Annotated in this window: 15 protein-coding genes; all 15 read right to left on the bottom strand. The window is 35.2% G+C overall.

Going from position 1 to position 22,325, the window contains the following annotated elements; translation table 11 throughout:
* Nucleotides 1-22 precede the first annotated feature (22 nt).
* The 15 genes from QVO42_RS05255 to dnaE all read right to left on the bottom strand — a co-directional run bounded on the left by QVO42_RS05255 (nucleotide 23) and on the right by dnaE (nucleotide 22,322).
* Nucleotides 23-1,858, bottom strand: a complete 1,836-nt coding sequence (locus tag QVO42_RS05255) for an ABC transporter ATP-binding protein (protein WP_022425106.1) — start codon at nucleotides 1,856-1,858, stop codon at nucleotides 23-25.
* Entirely contained in the window at nucleotides 1,851-4,556 is a 2,706-nt protein-coding gene (locus tag QVO42_RS05260) for an ATP-binding cassette domain-containing protein (RefSeq protein ID WP_022425107.1), read from the bottom strand. The genes QVO42_RS05255 and QVO42_RS05260 overlap by 8 nt, the downstream gene beginning before the upstream one ends.
* Nucleotides 4,549-4,995 (bottom strand): MarR family winged helix-turn-helix transcriptional regulator, encoded by a 447-nt coding sequence (locus QVO42_RS05265; RefSeq protein ID WP_022425108.1) that lies wholly within the window; start codon nucleotides 4,993-4,995, stop codon nucleotides 4,549-4,551. Before QVO42_RS05265 ends, QVO42_RS05260 begins: the two co-directional genes overlap by 8 nt.
* A gap of 93 nt (nucleotides 4,996-5,088) precedes the next feature.
* Nucleotides 5,089-6,327: a glutamate-5-semialdehyde dehydrogenase gene (locus QVO42_RS05270; RefSeq protein ID WP_022425109.1), complete on the bottom strand. Its 1,239-nt coding sequence runs from the start codon at nucleotides 6,325-6,327 to the stop codon at nucleotides 5,089-5,091.
* Entirely contained in the window at nucleotides 6,327-7,451 is a 1,125-nt protein-coding gene (gene proB / locus QVO42_RS05275; RefSeq protein WP_022425110.1) for a glutamate 5-kinase, read from the bottom strand. The genes QVO42_RS05270 and proB overlap by 1 nt, the downstream gene beginning before the upstream one ends.
* A gap of 120 nt (nucleotides 7,452-7,571) precedes the next feature.
* Nucleotides 7,572-9,329, bottom strand: a complete 1,758-nt coding sequence (thrS, locus tag QVO42_RS05280; protein WP_022425111.1) for a threonine--tRNA ligase — start codon at nucleotides 9,327-9,329, stop codon at nucleotides 7,572-7,574.
* 307 nt (nucleotides 9,330-9,636) lie between these two features.
* Nucleotides 9,637-11,067, bottom strand: a complete 1,431-nt coding sequence (gene pyk, locus QVO42_RS05285; protein ID WP_022425112.1) for a pyruvate kinase — start codon at nucleotides 11,065-11,067, stop codon at nucleotides 9,637-9,639.
* A gap of 68 nt (nucleotides 11,068-11,135) precedes the next feature.
* The gene (gene pfkA / locus QVO42_RS05290) at nucleotides 11,136-12,095 is read right to left on the bottom strand and encodes a 6-phosphofructokinase (protein ID WP_022425113.1); all 960 of its coding nucleotides are present in this window, start codon (nucleotides 12,093-12,095) and stop codon (nucleotides 11,136-11,138) included.
* 95 nt (nucleotides 12,096-12,190) lie between these two features.
* Nucleotides 12,191-13,087: a primosomal protein DnaI gene (locus QVO42_RS05295; protein ID WP_022425114.1), complete on the bottom strand. Its 897-nt coding sequence runs from the start codon at nucleotides 13,085-13,087 to the stop codon at nucleotides 12,191-12,193.
* Entirely contained in the window at nucleotides 13,084-14,322 is a 1,239-nt protein-coding gene (locus tag QVO42_RS05300; RefSeq protein ID WP_022425115.1) for a DnaD domain protein, read from the bottom strand. The genes QVO42_RS05295 and QVO42_RS05300 overlap by 4 nt, the downstream gene beginning before the upstream one ends.
* A gap of 1 nt (nucleotide 14,323) precedes the next feature.
* Nucleotides 14,324-14,896, bottom strand: coding sequence for a dephospho-CoA kinase (gene coaE, locus QVO42_RS05305; protein WP_022425116.1), 573 nt, complete (start codon nucleotides 14,894-14,896; stop codon nucleotides 14,324-14,326).
* A complete protein-coding gene (locus QVO42_RS05310) occupies nucleotides 14,884-15,837 on the bottom strand; it encodes a Gfo/Idh/MocA family protein (protein ID WP_022425117.1) in 954 nt (317 codons plus the stop codon). Before QVO42_RS05310 ends, coaE begins: the two co-directional genes overlap by 13 nt.
* Nucleotides 15,838-15,839: 2 nt before the next feature.
* A complete protein-coding gene (gene mutM / locus QVO42_RS05315; RefSeq protein WP_022425118.1) occupies nucleotides 15,840-16,652 on the bottom strand; it encodes a bifunctional DNA-formamidopyrimidine glycosylase/DNA-(apurinic or apyrimidinic site) lyase in 813 nt (270 codons plus the stop codon).
* Complete coding sequence (gene polA, locus QVO42_RS05320) at nucleotides 16,652-19,255, bottom strand: DNA polymerase I (RefSeq protein ID WP_022425119.1); 2,604 nt, start codon at nucleotides 19,253-19,255, stop codon at nucleotides 16,652-16,654. Before polA ends, mutM begins: the two co-directional genes overlap by 1 nt.
* Nucleotide 19,256: 1 nt before the next feature.
* The gene (dnaE, locus tag QVO42_RS05325; protein ID WP_022425120.1) at nucleotides 19,257-22,322 is read right to left on the bottom strand and encodes a DNA polymerase III subunit alpha; all 3,066 of its coding nucleotides are present in this window, start codon (nucleotides 22,320-22,322) and stop codon (nucleotides 19,257-19,259) included.
* Nucleotides 22,323-22,325: the final 3 nt, after the last annotated feature.

Below are 22,325 nucleotides of genomic sequence, written 5' to 3' on the forward strand. Positions count from 1 at the left end.
AGTCAAGAGACTATCAAGCTTTTTACTGTCCATTTTCAAATTGTGAACGATAAAGTGTTGCATAGAAACCATTTTCTTTAAGTAATCCTTCATGATTACCGATTTCTACAATATCACCATCACGCATAACGATGATTGTATCAGCATCTCTAATAGTAGAAAGACGATGCGCAATAACAAATGATGTTCTATTCTTCATTAACTCATCCATTCCCTGCTGAATTAATACTTCTGTTCTTGTATCAACTGAAGATGTAGCTTCATCAAGAATCAAAATCTTAGGATCCTTCAAGAAAGCACGGGCAATAGTCAATAACTGCTTCTGACCTGCACTGATATTAGAAGATTCTTCATTGATCATAGTGTTATAGCCATCAGATAATGTATGAATAAAGTGATCTACATGCGCATTCACACATGCTTTTTTTACTTCTTCATCAGTGGCATCTAATCGACCATATTTCAAGTTATCCATGATAGTACCATTAAATAACCATGTATCCTGTAATACCATGCCAAATAATGAACGAAGATCACTACGTTTCATTTGCGTGATATCTTCACCATCAATCATGATAGAACCACCATTGAGTTCATAGAAACGCATCAACAATTTAATAATAGTTGTTTTACCTGCACCAGTCGGACCAACAATGGCTACCTTCTGACCTGCATGAACATGGAGTGAGAAGTCATTGATGATGATCTTATCTGGATTATAACCAAAGTGAACATCCGCAAAAGTGACAGCACCCTTCATATTCTGTACTTCTTCAGTTGTAAGAGTGGCTGAGTCTTCTGTAAGTTCTTCTTCCTCTAAGAATTCAAAGACACGTTCTGCAGCTGCACCAGTACTTTGTAATAAGTTAGCCGCCTGAGCAATCTGTGAGATTGGCTGGTTGAACTGTCTAACATACTGGATAAATGCCTGGATATCACCAATAGTGATTGTTTTGGAACCTGCTAGAATACCACCGATAATACAAACACCTACATAACCGATATTACCGATAAAGTTACTAATAGGCATCATGAGTGATCCAAAGAATTGTGATTTCCATGCAGATGTATAAAGTGATTCATTGTATTGTTCAAACTGTTCTACAGATTTTTCTTCACCATTAAACGCTTTGACTACCTGATGTCCACCATACATTTCTTCAATATGACCATTGACATCACCAAGTGAGTTCTGCTGCTGAGTGAAGTATTTCTGTGAATGTTTCATGACTAAACGCATTAAGGTCATTGATACAGGTAATACAATAACTGCAATTAAAGTCATCTGCCAGCTGATTGTAAGCATCATAATAAAGATACCTACAAGAGTAACTACATTAGAAATAAGTGTGGATAAAGACTGGTTAAGTGACTGAGCGATTGTATCAATATCATTAGTCACACGAGAAAGAATATCACCACTTGTATGCTTATCAAAATAAGAAAGTGGTAAACGGTTCATCTTTTCAGAAATATCTTTTCTAAGTGAGAAGGCTGCATCCTGTGACACACCAGAGATAATCCAACTCATAATATAACTAAATAGAGAACTAGCAGCATATAATACAACAAGAATCAATAAAATCTTGACGATATAATTAAAATCAATACCACCGGTATTGGCTACTTTAGCCATGATACCTTCTGATAATTTATCTGTTGCTTTTGCAAGAACCTTAGGACCTATAATATTAAAGATAGTAGAACATACTGCAAATACCATAACAAAACAAATCTTTAAATGATATGGTTTTAAGTATGCGAGTAACTTCTTTAATGTACCACCTAAATCCTTAGCTTTTTCATTATTACCACGGCCTCTGCCCATACCCATTGGAGCGCGACGATTTTTATTCATTGTCCAATTCCTCCTTTGATAACTGAGATAAGGCGATTTCCTGATAAACAGAACATGTTTTCATTAATTGTTCATGTGTGCCTTTTCCTACAATCTTACCTTCATCAAGTACGATGATCTGATCAGCATGCATGATAGATGCAATACGCTGTCCAACGATTAAGACAGTGTTATGAGTCTTGGCAGTCATTTCTCCTAGACGTTTTCTAAGTGTTGCATCAGTCTTGAAGTCAAGTGCTGAGAAGCTGTCATCAAAGATAAGAATTTCAGGATTTTTCGCAAGTGCTCTTGCAATTGCAAGACGCTGTTTCTGTCCACCTGATACGTTTGTACCACCCTGAGAAATAGGCTCTTTAACACCTAATGGTTTTGTTTCAATGAATTCTTTTGCCTGCGCAACATCAATCACTTCAGCCAATTCTTCATCAGATAAATCAGGGGCACCATATTTAATATTTGATTCAATTGTACCTGAGAATAATAATCCCTTCTGAGGTACTACACCAATACGGTCTCTTAAATCATGCATAGAAACATGTCTTACATCCACACCATCTACCATCACTTCACCTTCAGTGACATCGTAAAAACGAGGAATAAGGTTAATAAGCGTTGATTTACCTGAACCTGTTGAACCAATAAAGGCTGTTGTTTCACCAGGACGGGCTTTAAAGTCAATATCAGTTAAGACTGGTTCATCAGCACCAGGATACTTAAATGATACATGTTTGAATTCCACAAGACCTTTCTTGTCTTCTTCAAAAGAAGTGATCTGTTCTGGGTTTTCAATTGTAGGTTCAGTATTTAATACTTCAGCTACACGGTTTGCGGCTACACTTGCACGAGGTAACATAACTGCAATCATTGCGACCATTAAGAAACTCATAACGATAATCATGGCATACTGTAAGAAGGCCATCATTTCACCAATCGCAATATTACCTAAATCAACCTGCTTTGCGCCAAAGTAGATAATAAGTAAAGTCATACCCTGCATGATAAACATCATGATAGGCATTAATGAGACCATCACCCTATTAACAAATAAGTTTGTATGTGTTAAATCCTTGTTTGCCTGATCAAAACGTTTTTCAGATTCTTCTTCATTTCCAAATGCACGAATGACAAGAATACCTGATAAGTTTTCTCTCATTGCTAAGTTTAATTTATCAATTAATTGTTGGATAATCTTGAATTTAGGCATTGCGATAAAGAAAGTCACACCAAGTACTCCAAATATAATAATGACAACTAGGAAGATCATCCATGTCATGGATGGTGAGTTCTTGACAGCTTTCATAATACCACCAATACCATTAATTGGCGCAAGCATACACATTCTTACGATTATCACAAGAACCATCTGGATCTGAACGATATCGTTTGTACTACGAGTAATTAAAGAGGCTGTAGAGAACTTATTGAATTCAGTATTAGAGAAGCTTTCAACCTTCTTAAATACAGCTAAACGTAAATCTCTTGCAACTGCTGCACCAAGTCTAGATGCTAAGAATGCAACACAGATAGAAGCCACAGCACCAAGTAAGGCAATAGCTAACATCTGAATACCTTTATGGGCAATATACTGGTTCTGTACTTTATTGATATCAGCACCAAGTTTCTTATATTCTGCTTTGACACCTTCACCAGCTGCAATCTTCATTGTAGATTCACCCATAGTCTTCATCTGCTTATCGACGCTTTCAAACATCTTATTACGTTCATCTTCACCCATTGAACCAATGAAATAATAAATATCTCCATTGTTTAAATGTGTTTCCATGTCATCAATCTGTGCTTTTGCATCATCTAGTTTCTTCTTAGATTCATCTAATTGAGGTTTTGCAGAAGCGACTTTTTCTTTAGCCTGATCAAGCTGTTTCTTGATTGTTGAAGACTGGCTCTTCATTTGCGCCATCTGAGCTTCTGAGGCATTGAGTTTTTCATAACCAGCGACTGCCTGAGAAATACCGGCTAATTGAGCCTGAAGCTTAGTTTTTGCCTCACCCTCAGGTAATGCATTATATTGTGCAGTTAAAGTGTTCTGCATTTCTTTGGCTTTATCATATGAACCAAACTGAGTGTTGAGTGCGTTTAATGCACTATCATACTGCTTAATAGCAGTCTGCATCTGTTCATACTGCTTCACACCCTGATTGTATTTAGCCATGCCAGCAGTATACTGTTCTAAACCTTTATTATAGCCATCTAAGCCTTTTTGATACCCTTCCTTAGCAGAATTAATAGCTGAATCAATCTTTGTCTCAAATGACTTATACTGCTTTGTACCAGGTTTCATTTTATTCATAGAATAAACAATCAACATTGGTTTAGTGAGTACTTTATTGAGTTTTTCTTCATCTACATCTTTCTTTAAGATGTATAAAGTCTGATTCTTTGCTTTTTTGAATGTTTTATAATAAGACTTGTCTACATCCTTTGCAGGAGTCTTCTTATACGCATTTTCTAATACTTTTTGATCTTTTGAAGAGACAAATAATAATAAATGATTATAAGTTTCTTCACTTAATACAGGAGACACAGCTGAATCAAACCCTCCTGCCTGAATACCGCTAGATACGATATCAGACATATAATCAGGAAGTGTTAATTCAGTATAGGCCTGTCCAAATATACAAACGATGGCTAATACAAATAATAACCAATATTTCTTAAAATATTTCTTTAGCTTAAGCATCGTCTTCCTCCTTTAATTCATCTTCCATATTCTTAATAATCATATCAATCATATGTAATACGGCATCATGATCTTCTTTTGTAAGTCCTCTGCTGCATACTTCTTCCATATGCCTCATCTTATCCTTACAGGTTTCTAAATACTCTTCACCTTTTTTACTTAAACGCACTGTAGAATGACGTTTATCTTGAGGATTCTGTTCACGAATAATATAGCCTGCTTCTTCTAGACGCTTGATTCTTACTGAAAGTGTTGCATCAGAGATATGAAGATATTGTGCCACTTCTTTTTGAGAATGACCATGTTCTTTAATCACAAATAACAAGCGTGATTGATCGCCTGTTAAAGGCATATCCTTAAAGTTACGCATCATATACTTTCCTACTACTTTTCTAAGTACTGCAACCTTATCTATCATCACTTTGACATTCTCCTGCATGTCCGTTGTACACCTCCTTACTATTAGTTAGTATACTAAATATTATAGTTAGGGTGCTAACTATTGTCAATAAAAAAAGAATAGTATTTTTTACTACTCTCTAATCTGGCCATTTCCTTCAATTTTGTATTGATAAGAACACATTTCTTTTAAACCAAGTGGACCTCTGGCATGAAGTTTCTGTGTACTGATACCAAGTTCTGCCCCAAAGCCAAATTCTCCACCATCTGAGAATCTTGTAGAAGCATTATGATACACACAGGCACTATCTAAGCTATTCATAAATAATGCAGCTGTTTCATCATTTTCAGTAATAATGGATTCTGAATGTTTTGTAGAATATGTATAAATATGATTGATTGCTTCTTCTACTGAGTCAACAACTCTAATATTCACAATATAATCATCATATTCTGTTGCATAACTGTCATCTGTGACATGTTCACAGCCAATGATCTGACATGTTGCATCATCCCCTTTGATTTCTACTTTTTCAAAGGCTTTTTTAAGTTCAGGTAAGAACTTGTCTGCAACATCTTTATGTACAAGTATTGTTTCTATCGCATTACATACAGAAGGTCTTTGAATCTTTGCATTGACTGCAATAGTTAATGCTTTATTAAGGTCTGCATCCTTATCAACATAAAGATGGCAGATACCAGCGCCTGTTTCAATAACAGGTACTGTTGAATTCTTAACAACAAACTGAATGAGTCCTGCACCGCCTCTAGGTACAATAACATCCACATATTCATTGGCATGGATGAGTTCTCCTACAATGGCATGATCTAGTTCTGTGATCAGTTCAATCGCACCTTCTGGTAAGATATCTTTAGTGGCACACTTCATGATTTCTACTAATTTCTTATTTGTATGAATGGCTTCTTTACCACCTCTTAAAACACAGGCATTGCCTGATTTTAAGCAAAGAGAGGCAATATCTACAGTCACATTAGGACGGGCTTCATAAATAATTCCAAAGACACCAATAGGCACTCTCACTTTAGAAATTTCTAGACCATTTGGTCTTGTCCAGGATTCCATCACTTCACCAACAGGATCAGGTAATGTGGCTACCTTCTTGACTCCATCACTCACTCCTACAATACGTTCATGAGTAAATAAGAGTCTATCCTGCATAGCCTTAGTCATATTGACTTCCTTAGCATGTGCCATATCTTTTTTGTTGGCTTCTATAATTTCTTCACTATGCGCAATTAATGCGTCGGCGATTTTATCTAATGCCTGATTCTTTGTGTAAGTAGGCATATTCTTTAAAAGACGTGCAGCAACTTTAGCACGCTTTAATTGTGTTTCTAATAATGTATTCATTATCTTTCCTCCAATACAACCATGTTATTCGCATGTACTACTTCATCATAGTCATGACGTTGTAATATGTCATCTATTTCAGAAGACTGGTGTCCTTTAATCAGTCTGATTTCATCACTGGCATAATTGACAACACCCTTCGCAATTGTATTTAACTCTTCATCCTTGATATCAACAACCTGTCCTTCTAAGAATCTTCCTTCTACATCTTTAATACCTGTAGGTAAAAGACTGACATGATTGTCAACAATCGCTTTTCTACATCCTGCATCAACTATAATTGTTCCTCTAGGTTTTGTACGATAGGCAATCCAATGTCTTCTAGCATTCATATTTGTGCCTGAAGCCCCATTGAACCAAGTTCCTTCATTATCTAAGGCATTTAATATACTGTTTTCTTTCTGTCCATTCACAATACACATATGACTGCCTAATGCATTGACCATTTGAGCTGCTTTTAGTTTAGTCGCCATACCACCTGTACCTAGACCACTGACTGCATCTCCTGCATAGCTCAAAATTGTATCATCAATCTTATCTACATAGTGGATAAGCACAGCATCAGGATCAGTATGAGGATTGCCTGTATAAAGACCATCAATATCACTCACGAGAATTAATAGTTGTGCTTCTACTAGAGGAACGATAAGTGAAGCCAATGTATCATTGTCTCCTACCTTGATTTCATCTACTGCCAAAGCATCATTTTCATTAATAATAGGAACAACACCATAATTGAGCAGTGCATTAATTGTATGGTTTAAGTTCATTAAACGATGACGATCATCAAAGTCATCATGGTTTAATAAGATCTGAGAACATTTCATATTAAAGACCTGGAATATTTCTTCATAGATTTCCATTAGTCTTGCCTGCCCAATCGCAGCTAAAGCCTGTTTTTCCGGTAGTGTTTTCGGTTTACTGTCTAGTCCTAATGCGCCCATACCAGCTGCAATAGCTCCTGAAGAGACTAGAACAACGATATAGCCTTCCCTTTTTAGTTTGGCAATCTGCCATGTTAACATCAATATTTTTTCTTTATTGATTTTTCCATCTTTGTCACAAAGTGAACTTGAACCTACCTTAATGACAATTTTCTTTACTTCTTCTATTCTACGTTTCATTGAAAACACCCCTTTATTGTTTAATCTATTATAGGGGGTAAAACACTTTAAAAGCAAACAAAACATACTGATTTTTGTCTTTTGACAAAAAAAGACTCCCAGTAAAGGGAGTCAAATGTATTAGTGGCTTAAAGTTTTGTTTTCTACTTCTGTATTTAATAATTCTACGAATTCTTCAAAAGTCACCGTAGTCTGTTTCTTTTCACCATGTTTACGATAAGTCACAGTACCATTATCTCTTTCATTATCACCAAGTACTAACTGATAAGGAATCTTCTTTAACTGTGCTTCTCTGATACGATAACCAAGTTTTTCATCTCTATTATCGTTATTTACTCTGAAGTGTGCTTTTCTTAACTTAGCCACAACTTCTTTTGCGTATTCATCATGGTATTCAAGTTTAACTGGAATAACCTGAACCTGAGTAGGTGCTAACCATAGAGGAAGGTTACCTTTTGTTTCTTCTAATAAGAAGGCAACGAAACGGTCTAATGAACCTAAGATTGCTCTATGAATAACAACTGGTCTTACCTTATCACCATTTTCATCAACATAAGTTAGTTCGAATCTTTCTGGTAACTGGTAGTCTAACTGGATTGTAGATAAAGTAACATCATGTCCTAATGCACTCTTTACCTGTACGTCAAGTTTAGGACCATAGAATGCTGCTTCGCCTTCTGCTTCATAGAATTCTACATTCATTTCTTTTAATACTTCACGTAATTCGTTTTCACTCTTTTCCCATAATTCATCATTACCGAAATACTTTTCTTTGTTGTTCTTATCTCTTAATGATAAACGGAATGAGTAATCTTTGAAACCAAAGTCCTTATATACATCAAGAATTAAATGTGCTACATTCTTGAATTCCTGAGCAATCTGGTCTGGACGACAGAAGATATGTGAATCATTCTGTGTGAAGGCTCTTGCACGTTCAATACCAGTTAAAGCACCACTTGCTTCAAAACGGAAATCGTTCGCAATTTCCGCAATTCTAACTGGAAGATCACGATATGAATGTAATGTAGATTTATACATAACCATATGGTGTGGACAGTTCATAGGTCTTAATACATATGCTTCATCATCTAATTCCATAGCTGGGAACATATCATCTTTATAATGAGCCCAATGTCCAGATTTCTTGTATAACTTAACGTTACCAAGAGAAGGTGTCATAACATGTTCATAACCTAATTCTAATTCTTTGTTCATGATGTAATCAGATAATAAACGTCTTACAGTAAAACCATTTGGTAACCACATTGGTAAACCTTTACCTACGATATCCGCAAACATGAAGATACCTAATTCTTTACCAAGTTTTCTGTGATCTCTTTCCTTTGCTTCTTCTAATAACTGAAGATGTGCTTCTAATTCTTCTTTAGTTGGGAAACATACACCATAGATTCTCTGAAGAACCTTGTTGTTCTTATCACCTTTCCAATAAGCACCTGAATGTTTGATTAACTTGAAGTTCTTACATAACTTAACTGTTTCTACATGTGGACCACGACATAAGTCAGTGAAATCACCTTGTGAATAAGTAGTGATTGTACCATCTTCTAAACCATTGATTAAGTCTAGCTTATATTCATCATCCTTGAATTCTTCTAAAGCTTCTTCTTTAGAGACTTCATGTCTCACGATTCTCTTACCATCTTTACAAATTTTCTTCATTTCTTTTTCAATCTTAGGTAAGTCATCATCAGAAATAGTCTGATCACCTAAATCGATATCATAATAGAATCCTTCTTCTACTACTGGGCCTACCCAGAACTTAGCCTGTGGGTAAAGATGTTTAACTGCCTGTGCTAATACGTGTGCACATGAATGATTTAAAGTATTTAAATCTTTGTCATTTAAAAAATCGCTCATATTCTCCTCCTATAAATAAAAAGAGACCTCATCAAAGGACGAAGTCTCGTGTTACCACCTTTATTCGTTATGCAATGCATAACCTCTCATCTCTTAACGCGAGTCACGGAATCTCTTTCGAGTTCAGCATCACAGGGAGTACCTTTAAGTAAATATCTTGGAAGTTTCCACCTATTCTTCCTCTCTAGTAAGCTTTTATCTTAAAGACATATCCTGTTTCGTAGCTTGCAACTTTATTGTACACCACTTCAGTTAATTGTCAATAAAGAAAAAAGGAATAGGTCACCCTATTCCTAATTATCAAAAATTATTTGATTGTAACGATTTCTAAGTAACTTGTTAAACCAGAAACACCTGGAGTACCACCAGTTACGATTACCTGTTCACCAGCTGAAATTCCGTTTTCCTTAGCGATAACCATTGCAAGATCCATTAAACCTTCTCTTGATTTCATAGATTTGCAAAGTACAGGCTTAACACCCCAGTTAAGAGCTAATTTCTTAACTGTATCATCAGATGGAGTTGGAGCGATGATTGGGCAATGTGGTCTATAACGTGACATACGTTTTGCAGTAGCACCTGTTTCAGTGAATGCGATGATAGCTGAAACGTTGAAGTTTGCAGCAATTTCAGCAACTGACATACAGATAGCTTCTGAAGAGTTAGAGTTATCAGCAGTTCTGATAGCTCTTCTTAAGATTGAAGCATAGTCTAAGTTTCCTTCGATCTTATGAGCAATCTTGTTCATAGTTAATACTGCTTCTTCAGGATATTTACCCTGAGCAGATTCACCAGATAACATGATAGCATCAGTACCATCATAGATAGCGTTAGCTACGTCAGATACTTCAGCTCTTGTTGGTCTTGGGTTTTCCTGCATAGATTCAAGCATCTGAGTTGCAGTAATAACGATCTTACCAGCAGCATTACATTTCTTAATGATTGACTTCTGGATTAGAGGTACATCTTCAGCAGGTACTTCTACACCTAAGTCACCACGAGCAACCATAATACCATCAGCTACTTCGATGATTTCATCGATGTTTTCAACACCTTCAACACATTCGATCTTTGGTAATACTTTGATATCTGGCTTACCGTTTTCAGCAATTAATTTCTTAATATCTAATACATCCTGTTTTCTTCTTACGAATGAAGCAGCGATGAAGTTTACATCCTGTTTGCAACCGAAGATTAAGTCGTTCTTATCTTTTTCTGATAAGAATTCGAACTGTAACTTAGTACCAGGAACGTTGATACCACGAGTGTTCTTAACTCTACCATCGTTAGCAGCTACACAATAGATATCCTGTCCTTCAACGTGGTCAACTACTAATGCAACCTGACCATCGTTAACTAAGATATAAGCACCAGGCTTAACATCTTTGTATAATTCCTTATAAGAAATTGTGAAACGATCTGCAGAACCAACAATTTCTTCTGGAGTGATTACTGAAACCTGACCTTTCTTGAATTCAGTGAATCCACCTTCGAAAGCACCAGTACGGATTTCAGGACCTTTAGTATCAAGCATGATAGCTACATCAGTACCTAATTCCTTGTTTACTTCTCTTAAAGTATCCATCTTCATAGCATGTTCTTCATAGTCACCATGAGAGAAGTTACAACGCATTACGTTCATACCAGCTTTAATAAGCTTCTTTAACATTTCTTTATCCTGTGAAGCAGGACCAATAGTACAAACAATTTTTGTTTTTTTCATTTTTTCTTTAACCATTTTAGACTCCTTAATCAACCAAATAAATTTACACTCCGTTATATATATTTAACAAACACACTGAGAAATTAACGTAACTTCTTAGCGTCTTCGTAAATACCAGCATCAGCTACATGCTTATGACTTAATACTTCTGTGATAGGGAAAGCAGTAATCTGGCCATGTACTTCACCTACGCAAAGTCCACCTTTACCTTCTTCAAGAAGTTCTACAGCCTTAACACCCATACGGCTTGCTAAGACACGGTCTCTTGCAGTTGGTCTACCACCACGCTGTAAATGACCTAAGACATTCGCACGAGTTTCGAAACCTGTTGCAGCTTCGACTTTCTTTGCAAGTTCATTGACATCAGTGATATGTTCAGTAATAACCACGATTGCATGGTCCTTATCAGATGCCTTTGACTGTTTTAATCTTTCGATGATCTTATCTTCATCATAACCAGTATCAGAAGTGACTACTAGTTCAGCGCCAGCTGCGATACCTGCATTAATTGCAAGGTCACCACATCTTCTACCCATAACTTCAAGGATAGTACATCTCTGATGTGAAGAAGAAGTATCTCTTAATCTGTCTAATGCTTCAACAATTGTATTTAATGCAGTATCAAATCCAATTGTGAAATCAGTATCAGGAATATCATTGTCAATTGTTCCTGGAAGACCAATACAATTAACTCCCATTTCTGTAAGCTTTAAAGCACCATGATATGAACCGTCACCACCGATGACTACTAATGCTTCCATACCTACTTTTTTCATCTGTTCGATTGCTTCTTTTCTGATTTCAGGATCTTTGAATTCAGGGAAACGAGCAGATTTTAAAATAGTACCACCATTATTGATGATATTACGAGTACTATGACGATCGAATTTCATGAACTTACCTTCATGAAGACCTTTATAGCCAAGTCTAACGCCATAAACTTCGATACCCTTATTAAGACAAGTTCTAGCTACTGCACGAATTGCAGCATTCATTCCAGGAGCATCTCCCCCAGAAGTTAATACACCAATACACTTAACCATTTTTTTCTCCTCTCAACTTATGCATTCTATTTAATAAACATTCTAGCATAATTGTTCGTTCCTTACCATCACCAATTCTATTCCAATCAATTTTTTTAGTCAATAATTATTTCACAACATAGCGCTTTCATTTTAGAAACAATATTCTTTGCACGAAGCTGTTCACGTTTATCATTATATTTATTCGTGTAAATCGTTTCCAAGTCTTCAAAACCATATGCAGAAGTCATGAAAGTAGGTAATTCATTTAAGATACGATAGTCTAAAATCATCGCAAGAACTTCATCTCTAGACCAGTTAGTAACATTTTCTTCACCTACACTATCTAAGAGTAAATAAGGAATGTTTTTTACTAGATCCACTAAAGAAGTATCTTCATTTGAATTAAAGCTTGCTTTGACATCTGCCATAAGTGTAGGTACATGACATAAGCCTACTTCATAGCCACGTCTCGCTAGTTCATTCATCATACCTGCCATGATTTTTGTACGATTTGGTCCACCACATACTAAGAAGCCTTTTGTTTGTGGTCGATTGACATATTCAATCAATTGCTTAGTTAAAATCATCATACTTGCATCTTTTTTATTCATTGCTTCAGCTGCCATATCTTTCAAGCTAATAAGTGCAAGTCTGGTAGACATATTGTTGTAATGAAAGCGAGAAAGAAGCTGATCATTTTCATGCTTTTCAAGACCATATTGACAGCTTTTGACATCACGATGGACATAAGTTTCATAGCTCAAAGTAATCTGCTGACCTTTATTCATCTTAGGGCATTCATTGATTCCATGGCAATGTAAACAAGGTTCATGATCATCTACATAGGCAAGTAAATCTACCCAGGCATCTTCTAGAGCTTTTTTAGTTAAATGATTCTTTTCTACAAATTCTCTAATATCCTGTCTTTTGACTAACTCCTGCAAACTTTGGTTTCTTGTATTTTCTAATTCTTTATCAAAAGAAAGAATCTGTCCTGCTTTTATCATCATAGATCACCTCCTAGACCTTCCATTAATCGTCTTAATTCTTCTTGATCCTGCGCACTGACTTCTACAGGTTTATTTTCTTTTTTCTTTGTAGTCTTTTTGATTGTTTTTTGAGTTTTCGTATTATGAACCTCCTGATACGCATCACGAGCTGTCTTTAACCCTTTTCTAACCCATGAAGCACCAATTGTTTCACAATAATTCTTGTCTAGTCGTCCATTACTTCTACCTAAAACATATTCTATCAACATATTAGTGACTGCAGGAGTAAGTCCCATAGCCATCAATGATTCCGCAATATTGAGATCATGAAGGGCTGGTTCTTTTCCTCCCTGCTTATTCTTTAATAGCTGATAAGGTGAGATTGTCTCTAGATATCTAAAGTGCTTGTTTAAGTTATCATCATCAGTTTGTGGTGAAGCATGCTGGATGGGCTGAGTGTGATAGACCTCTTTAAGTGAACTTGCTGAATCAGCACTATAGTAACGTTTAGCCTGTTCTACTAAAGCTTTACGATTAAACTTACCTTCCACAATCGCATCCTTAACCATTAAGGCGAGAGATAATTGATCTATCGCATAAAGAGTCGCAATCTGCTTAATTGTATCTTCATTACGATTCACTATTTTCATAGGGACCTGATAATCCTTCAATGTTTCATAGAAGAGAGTGAGATCATAATTAATAATTGGACGTTCACTTTCTTCTTCTTGATATCCTGATTCATGTTTCAATGGTTTGTTTTGTGATAAATCAATGGTAAAGACATCTTCAAAGCATGATGTGACTTCCTCATATTCAGTGAGCTTTTCTAGTCCTGAACGGAAGTAATTCTTAGTTTTTGTATATTCTTCTACACCGATTGTCTTCTGTAATAAACCTGCAAGTATCTGATTTCTAAAGAAGGCATTGACAGAAAGTGGTGTCATTAAGTGAAAGACATAGACACCCTGTCCTTCTGATTCTTTATAGTAGGACTTAAGTAAACTTAAGCCTTCTAATGTTTTTCTTGCCTGGTCAAGTTCTTCCAAGTCTAGATTTAATGCCATAGTTAAGCGACTGATCGCACAAGGCTGATGGAAATGACGCATACGCATGGACTCTACATTTAAATACATATAAAGACTATAAGCCTGCGTTTTAAGTAATGGGGCATACAAATAAGTGAGAATATCACAATCATTACTACTTAATGGTAATGAACGTTCACTTAAATAAACATCTGTCGCATATAACATCTTACTCCACCTCCTTTAAGACTTTGAGTATTTCTTTTTCTAAATCATAGTAGTTTGTATTGTTTCTAATGATATAGTCTGCACGTTGTTCTTTGTCTTCTAAAGACATCTGATTTCTAATACGGTCTAATGCCTGCGTACGTGTACAATGGTCACGGGATAAGACTCTTTGAATCTGTGTTTCTTTGTCACAACTGACCACTATTGTAGAATCACATAAATCATCCCAGCCAGCTTCAAAGAGTAATGGTACATCAATAAAGACAAGGTTGTTTTTAGATTGTTTGATTTTTTGTACAATGACGCTTCTAATATAGGGATGTAGGATGCCTTCTAGATAGTTCTTTTCATTCTGATTATTAAAGATAATATCTGCAAGTTTCTGTCTATTAATAATTCCATCGGTAAGTACAGGAAAATGTTCTATAACCTGTTTAAAAGCCTCTGTACCCGGTTCTAAGGCATGACGTGAGATATCATCTGCATCAATGACTTCATAGCCATGAGTAATCAGATAATAACTGACAGTACTTTTACCACTCGCAATACCACCAGTGAGTCCTATAACCTGCATATTGTTTCTCCAATACGTTCCATAAGTTCTATACAATCAATACTATCCTGATGACTCATACGATCACTTTCTACCTTAATATAGGCAATAGCTTCATGACAGGCTTCTATTTCAGTATGGAAATCATCGATATCATAAGGGATTTCTCCTGTAAAAGATTCACCATTAAATGAAATAACTGCTTTTGTAGGACGATAGAATGGATCTAGTATGATAGTCCCTTTAGTACCTGTAATAATCATATCTTTTCTTACTGGTCCATCAAGTGACGCTTCCATAAAAGCTTTGACACCATTTTCAAATTCTAGAGTAATCGAATCGTGAACATCTACACCATGTTCTACTTTCACATCATTAGAAATAGAAACAACTGAACTCTTCACAAAATCTAAGACAGTCGCAATATTATATATACCTGTATCATATAATGCACCACCTTGTTTTGGATCATAAATATAAGAATGTTCATCATAAGATACAATGGATTGGAAATGGTTTTCTATAGAAACAATATCTCCAATAATACCTTTTTCTATTTCTTTATGTACTTGATTGATCATTGGAATAAATCTAGATTTCATGGCTTCCATAAAAAAGACATGATTCTTTTCTGAGTACTCACAAAGTGTTCTTATTTCTTTGCTTGTCAAGGTGGCTGGTTTTTCTACTAAAACAGCTTTATGATGTTTCATTGCTTCTAATGCATACTTGTAATGAGAGGCATGTGGCAATGCGATATAGACAATGTCTACATTTTCATCTTCTAGTAACTTCATATAATCATCATAGAGTCTTTCTGGATGATAGAGTTCTTTAAATTGTTGTCTTTTTTCTGGATTATGTGATGCCCCTGCATAAAAGCATGCTTCATCAAAATGAGAGAGACTCTCACAGAATCTCTGGGCAATTCTTCCTAATCCTATTACACCCCAATTCAACATATTTAATATCTCCTTTTCTGACAATGAGGACAGTAATATGTTCCTCTTCCTGCAATTGTGATTTTTTTTATAGGTCCCTTGCATTTTGAACATGTTGTTTGTGCATGAACAGATAAAGTAACCTGAAATAAGCCATGGATGCCATTGGCATCAAATGAATGGATGGTTGTGCCACCCTGGGCAATGGCTTCCTTCAAAATAGTACTGGATACTTCTATTAATTCTAAAATACGTTTCTTTGAAAGTCTGTCTCCTCTTGTACGAGGATCCATACCCATTCTAAAACATATTTCATTCGCATAGATATTCCCAATCCCTGTAAAAATAGATTGATCTAGTAACAATTGTTTAATAGGCAGATGACTTTGATGAATACGTGGATAGATGTAATCAAAAGAAGCTTCCATCGGTTCCTGTCCTAAACGATTAAGTGGTGGTATTTCACGATAGTGATTCTTGTCTACTAACTGCATACGACCAAACTTTCTTGTATCGTTATAACGAAGATCTGTGCCATCTGTCATATGAAAGATAATATGATCATGTTTATCATAGGGTTCATCTTTCATTTTTATATTGTATTTCCCTTCCATTCTAAGATGAGAAATAAATGCATCATGATCTAAAATAAAGATCAAATATTTACCATATCTGTCTATATCACAAATAGATTGATGAATGAGTGTAGTGACGAATGTCTCTACATCTCCATCAATAATACGTGGATAAAGTACTTCTATAGAGTCTATTGTTTTATGAAGTACGAAGTTCTTTAAGGTTCTTCGTACTGTTTCTACTTCTGGTAATTCAGGCATTATTTTAATTCACACCAGTTCTTGGCATAGTTGCCTTCTACAATAAGAGGGACATCCATCTTAATGCAGTTTTCCATCTTCTCTTTTACTAAAGACATGACTTCTTCTAATTCATCTTCAAATACATCAAAAATCAGTTCATCGTGTACCTGTAAGATCATCTGTGATTTAAGATTCTTTTCTTTAAGTGCTTTATCTACTTCAATCATCGCAAGCTTCAAAATATCAGCACCTGTTCCCTGAATTGGTGTATTCATTGCATATCTTTGCGCCTGCTGGCGTACCATAAAGTTCTTATCATTGATTGTAGGAATATATCTTTTTCTATTAAGTAGTGTAGAGACATAGCCCTGTTTCTTACATGTTTCTACAACTTCATCCATATATGTTTTTACTTCTGGATATGTTTCAAAATATTTATTAATAAAGTCTCTTGCTTCAGAAATAGACATACCAATATCTTTAGACAGTCTAAATTCACTCATACCATAAATAATACCAAAGTTAACGGCTTTTGCCTGTGAACGCATTTGTGGAGTGACTTCTTCATCCTTTACGCCAAATACTAAAGCTGCAGTATGTCTATGGATATCTTTGCCTTGATTAAAGGCATCAATCAAATTAGTGACATGAGCCATATGTGCAAGAATTCTTAATTCAATCTGTGAATAGTCAAATGAAACAAGATAGCCATTATGTGATACAAAGGCTTTTCTAATGAGTTTTCCTTCTTCACTTCTAACTGGAATATTCTGTAAATTTGGATCTACAGAAGAAAGACGTCCTGTATGAGTGAGAGTCTGTTTATAGATTGTGTGAATTTTGTTGTCTGGGAATACCTGCTCCTGTAGTCCTTTTAAGTATGTAGAAGAGAGTTTGGTCAACATTCTATATTCTAGTACTAATGGAACAACGGGATGGGCATCAATAATTTTTTCTAAGACATCCTGACTTGTAGAATAACCAGTCTTTGTCTTCTTACCACCCTTTAATCCTAAATCTTCAAATAAGACCTGGCCTAATTGTTTAGGTGAAGAGATATTGAATGTAGTACCTGAGATACGATAGATATCATTGGCTAGTTTTTCAATTGTTTCATCAAAAGCTGTATCCATTTCCTTTAATACATTTAAGTCTATTTCAGTACCCGCAAATTCCATTTCACCCAAGATTCGTGTGACAGGAAGTTCAATGTTTTCATATAGTTCATACTGATTTTTATCTTTTAATTCTTTAGTGACAACATCTTTGAGTTCATAAATAGCTTTGGCTTTAGAGACAATATGACTCGCTAAGATATCATCTTCTGGAATATGCTTCTTTGCACCCTTCCCAAATACTTCTTCATCATATTGCACACCTTCATAATCAAAATGTGTACATACATATTTGAGTTCTTCTTTAATAGCTGGTTCTAAGACATAAGAAGCAAGTGATAAGTCAAATGTATAACCATTGATTTCTATTCCATTCCATCTAGAACCAATGACTGCACTCTTGATATCATAGCCATACTTTTTCTTATTTTCATCCTTTAAGTAAGCTAAGAATGATTCATCCTTTAATGCATTTTCATAAGAGATGAAATAAGCCTGTTCATCATTATAAATACCATATCCTAGAATAATAGAACGATGATAGTTTGTATCATAGATAGAAGGATAAACAGCACTGTCCTTTGTGATTTCAGGCATATGATCTACTATTTCTAGTTTCAATTCCTTTTTAGGTGCTACTTCAATAGTCATAGATTTAATCAAAGAATTCATATCATATTTTTCATAGAATGACTTGAGTGTTTCATAGTCATAGCCCTGATATGTGGCTTTTTCTAAATCTACATCTATTGGTATATCTCTTAGTATTGTGGCTACTTTTTTACTCATCAAGGCATCTTCCATACCTGCTCTGATTTTTTCACCCATCTTACCTTTGATTTCATCCTGATGTTCCTGTAATCCTTCAATAGTGCCATATTGATGTAATAGTTTTAATGCAGTCTTTTCACCAACACCTTTAATACCTGGGATATTATCAGAACTATCACCCATGAGTCCTAAGAAATCTCTAAACTGATCTGGCTTTAAACCATATTTATCAAGTAAAGTCTGTTCATTATAAATATCAAGTTCAGTAACACCTTTAACGGTACGATAGATTGTAGTCTGAGATGAAATCAACTGATTGGCATCCTTATCTCCTGTATAAACAGAAACTTTTAAGTTATTCTTTTCACCAAAGTCTACAAGTGTACCGATGATATCATCCCCTTCATAGCCTTCTATTTCATACCAAGTGATGTTATGAGCAGTTAGGTATTCTCTTGCAAGCGCAAATTGAGGAACAAGTTCCTGTGGTGTTTCTTTTCGTGTCGCTTTATATGTATCCAATAATTCATTACGGAATGTTTTCTTACCATAGTCAAAAGCGACAATGACATATTTCGGATTGGTACTGATGATCTTCTCCACCATACGTGCAAAGCCATAGACACCATTAGTGGGAATACCATTACGATTGACCATATAGTTACCTGTATAGCTAGTGGCATAGAATGCTTTAAATAGTAATGAGTTCCCATCTATTAATATTAATTCTTCCATTTTATAACTCCTTTACTTGATTAATAATAAGAGATAAGCGATCACGGTATTGAACACGCACATTCATTTCCACAGTCTTACCTCTTTCAAATATATTCTTATAACGTTCATATTGGTTAGAGAAACAGACAAATTCTACCTGTCCTGTTTCATCCTGACCTTCAATAAAAGCCATTTCTCTTCCTTTCTTATCTACAATGGCACGCACTGAACTAATAGAACATACAACTGGTATTGTACGATCCATATAGTTTTCTACATCTATGAGATTAACTAAAGGATGTTTAATCTTCTGTTTTGCATAGACAATAGGATGTGTAGATATATAAAGTCCGAGTACTTCTTTTTCTCTTTCTAAACGTTCAAATTTATTTTCTCTGACTTCTTCAAAGATTGGTTTTTCATCGACCCCTAATTGTATATACTCCATCATGAGTGAAATATTCTTACGTAAATAGGCACGATTTTTATTAAATTCATCAAAAGCCCCTGCATCTATTAAACTTTCTAACATCTTAGATGAAAGAGAAGGTATACGAGCTAAGAAATCATACATATCTTTAAAGAGACCTTTTTCTCTTTCTTTAAGTATCATCTTATAACCTGCAGAACCTACATTCTTAATAGAAACTAATGAATAACGAATACCACCTTCTTCTACCATAAAACGTGAATAAGAGTAATTGATAGAAGGTGGAAGAATCTTAACTCCATAGCGTTTAGATTCTTCAATTGTGCGCATCTTACTAGAAGCAGAACCTGATTCATTGGATAAGATAGATGCAAAGAAATAGAGTGGATAATTAGCCTTTAAGTAAGCTAATTGATAAGCCACATACCCATAAGCAACAGAATGACTCTTATTAAATCCATAGTTCGCAAACTTTTCTATCATCTGATAAAGCCTTGTGACAGCATCCTCTTTAAAGCCTTTTTTAACAGCCCCTTTAATAAATTCTTCCTTCATACCTGCCATCATGCTTTCATCTTTGCTGGAGACAGCTTTTCTTAATATATCTGCACGTCCTAAAGAGAATCCAGCGATAACCTGGGCAATCTGCATAATCTGTTCCTGATAGATCATAATACCATAGGTAGATTTTAAAATAGGTTCTAGTTCTTTAAGCAAATAAGTAATATTGTTTTTATTCTTTCTACCCTCGAGATAAAGGGGAATATTTTCCATTGGACCTGGTCTATATAAGGCAATAGCTGCAACGATATCATCAAAACATTCAGGTTTCATCTTCTTAAGTAATGAGCGCATACCACTTGATTCTAATTGGAAAACACCTGTTGTATCTCCACGAGAAATAAGATGATAAGTACGTGCATCATTAAGAGGTATTGTATTAATAGAGAATGTTTTCCCTAATTTTCTTTCAATATCCTTCATAATATAGTCAATCATAGTGAGGTTCTTTAAGCCTAGGAAGTCCATCTTAAGGAGTCCTGTTTTTTCAATATAGTCCTTAGAGTACTGACTCATGATCATATCACTAGGACCAACAACTAAAGGGACTACATCTCTTAATGGTTCATAGGATAAGACAACACCAGCTGCATGCATAGTAATATTACGTGGTAAATATTCTACTAAGCTCATAGGCGCAATAAGACGTGAAAGAACTGGATCTTTTTGAATCATATCCTGGAATGAAGCACTTGTAGAATAAACTTCAGTAATACTTTTACGATGTTTAGGGGCAGTAGGAACCATCTTCGCAATCATTTCTAGTCTTGGTAAGGGGATTCCCATCACTTTTCCTATATCTTTTATCGCAACACGAGGACCATAGGTAGAAAAAGCGACAATCTGAGCCACATGATCATGTCCATATTTATCACATACATATTGAATGACTTCATCACGACGATCATCCTGGAAATCTACATCAATATCTGGCATGGATACTCTTTCTGGATTTAAGAAACGTTCAAAGAGCAGATCATATTTTAATGGATCAATATTTGTGATACCTAAACAATAGGCAACAAGCGAGCCTGCGGCAGATCCTCTTCCTGGGCCTACGAGTATACCATGTTTCTTTGCATATTGTACATAATCAAATACAATCAAAAAATAATCATCATAACCCATTGTATGAATAGTTTTTAATTCATAGAGTAAACGATCTTTATAGTCATCTGTGATAGGCTGATTTTTAAAGCGTTGTTTAAGTCCTTTAATACATAAATGTCTTAAATATGCCCCACTATCACCTGTAGGTGTTTTGTAGTGAGGAAGACCATTTTCTGCATTTTGGATAGACCCGTAACAGTTATCAATGATTTCTTCTGTATTTTTAATAATATCTGGATAATGCCCAAATATCTCTCTGATTTCTTTTTCTGATTTTAAGTAACGGTCAGTTGTAAGCGGTTCATGATCCTTATTCAAAACTTCTCCTTTTTTAGAAGCTTGTAATAAATCTAATGTGAAAGCATCATGAGAATGCAAGTAACGCACATCATTTCCCCAGATACATGGAATATCTAAGAATTGAGCATATTTAATAAGTGTTTGGTTACGAAGTGAATGTCCTTTTATCCCATCTTCTACAATCATAATACGATAAGAGGCACCAAAAAGACTCTTCATAGTCTTTATAAAGCTCATTACTGGTCGTTCTGTTTGTGCATGTGTTAATAAATCTTCTTTACTTGTTGCTTCTTGTTCGATGAGTCTATCTTCATATTCATGAGAAACAATATAAAGATGATCACGATAGTTGGATAAAGCTTTCAATGTGATAGCTTTATTCTCATTGAGATTAATATCACTCACAATACGTACTAAATCTTTATAACCAACATCATCACGTGCATAAAGTAATAAATGTATTAAATCATCATTAAACATAATAGAGGCATTCACACCTAGTATTGGTTTAATTGAAGCTTTTGTACATGCTTCATAGAATTCATAGGCCCCATACATGTTATTATCATCTGTTAAGGCAAGAGCCTGGATATGCTTTGATTTTGCGTTATCGATAAGAGATTGAATAAGTATTGTACTCTCCTGAAAGCTATAAGCACTTTTAATCTGTAAGTGTCCAAACATAGT

Origin of the sequence: Catenibacterium sp. CAG:290 (genome assembly GCF_000437715.1) — a bacterium.
Classification (GTDB): domain Bacteria; phylum Bacillota_I; class Bacilli_A; order Erysipelotrichales; family Coprobacillaceae; genus Catenibacterium; species Catenibacterium mitsuoka_A.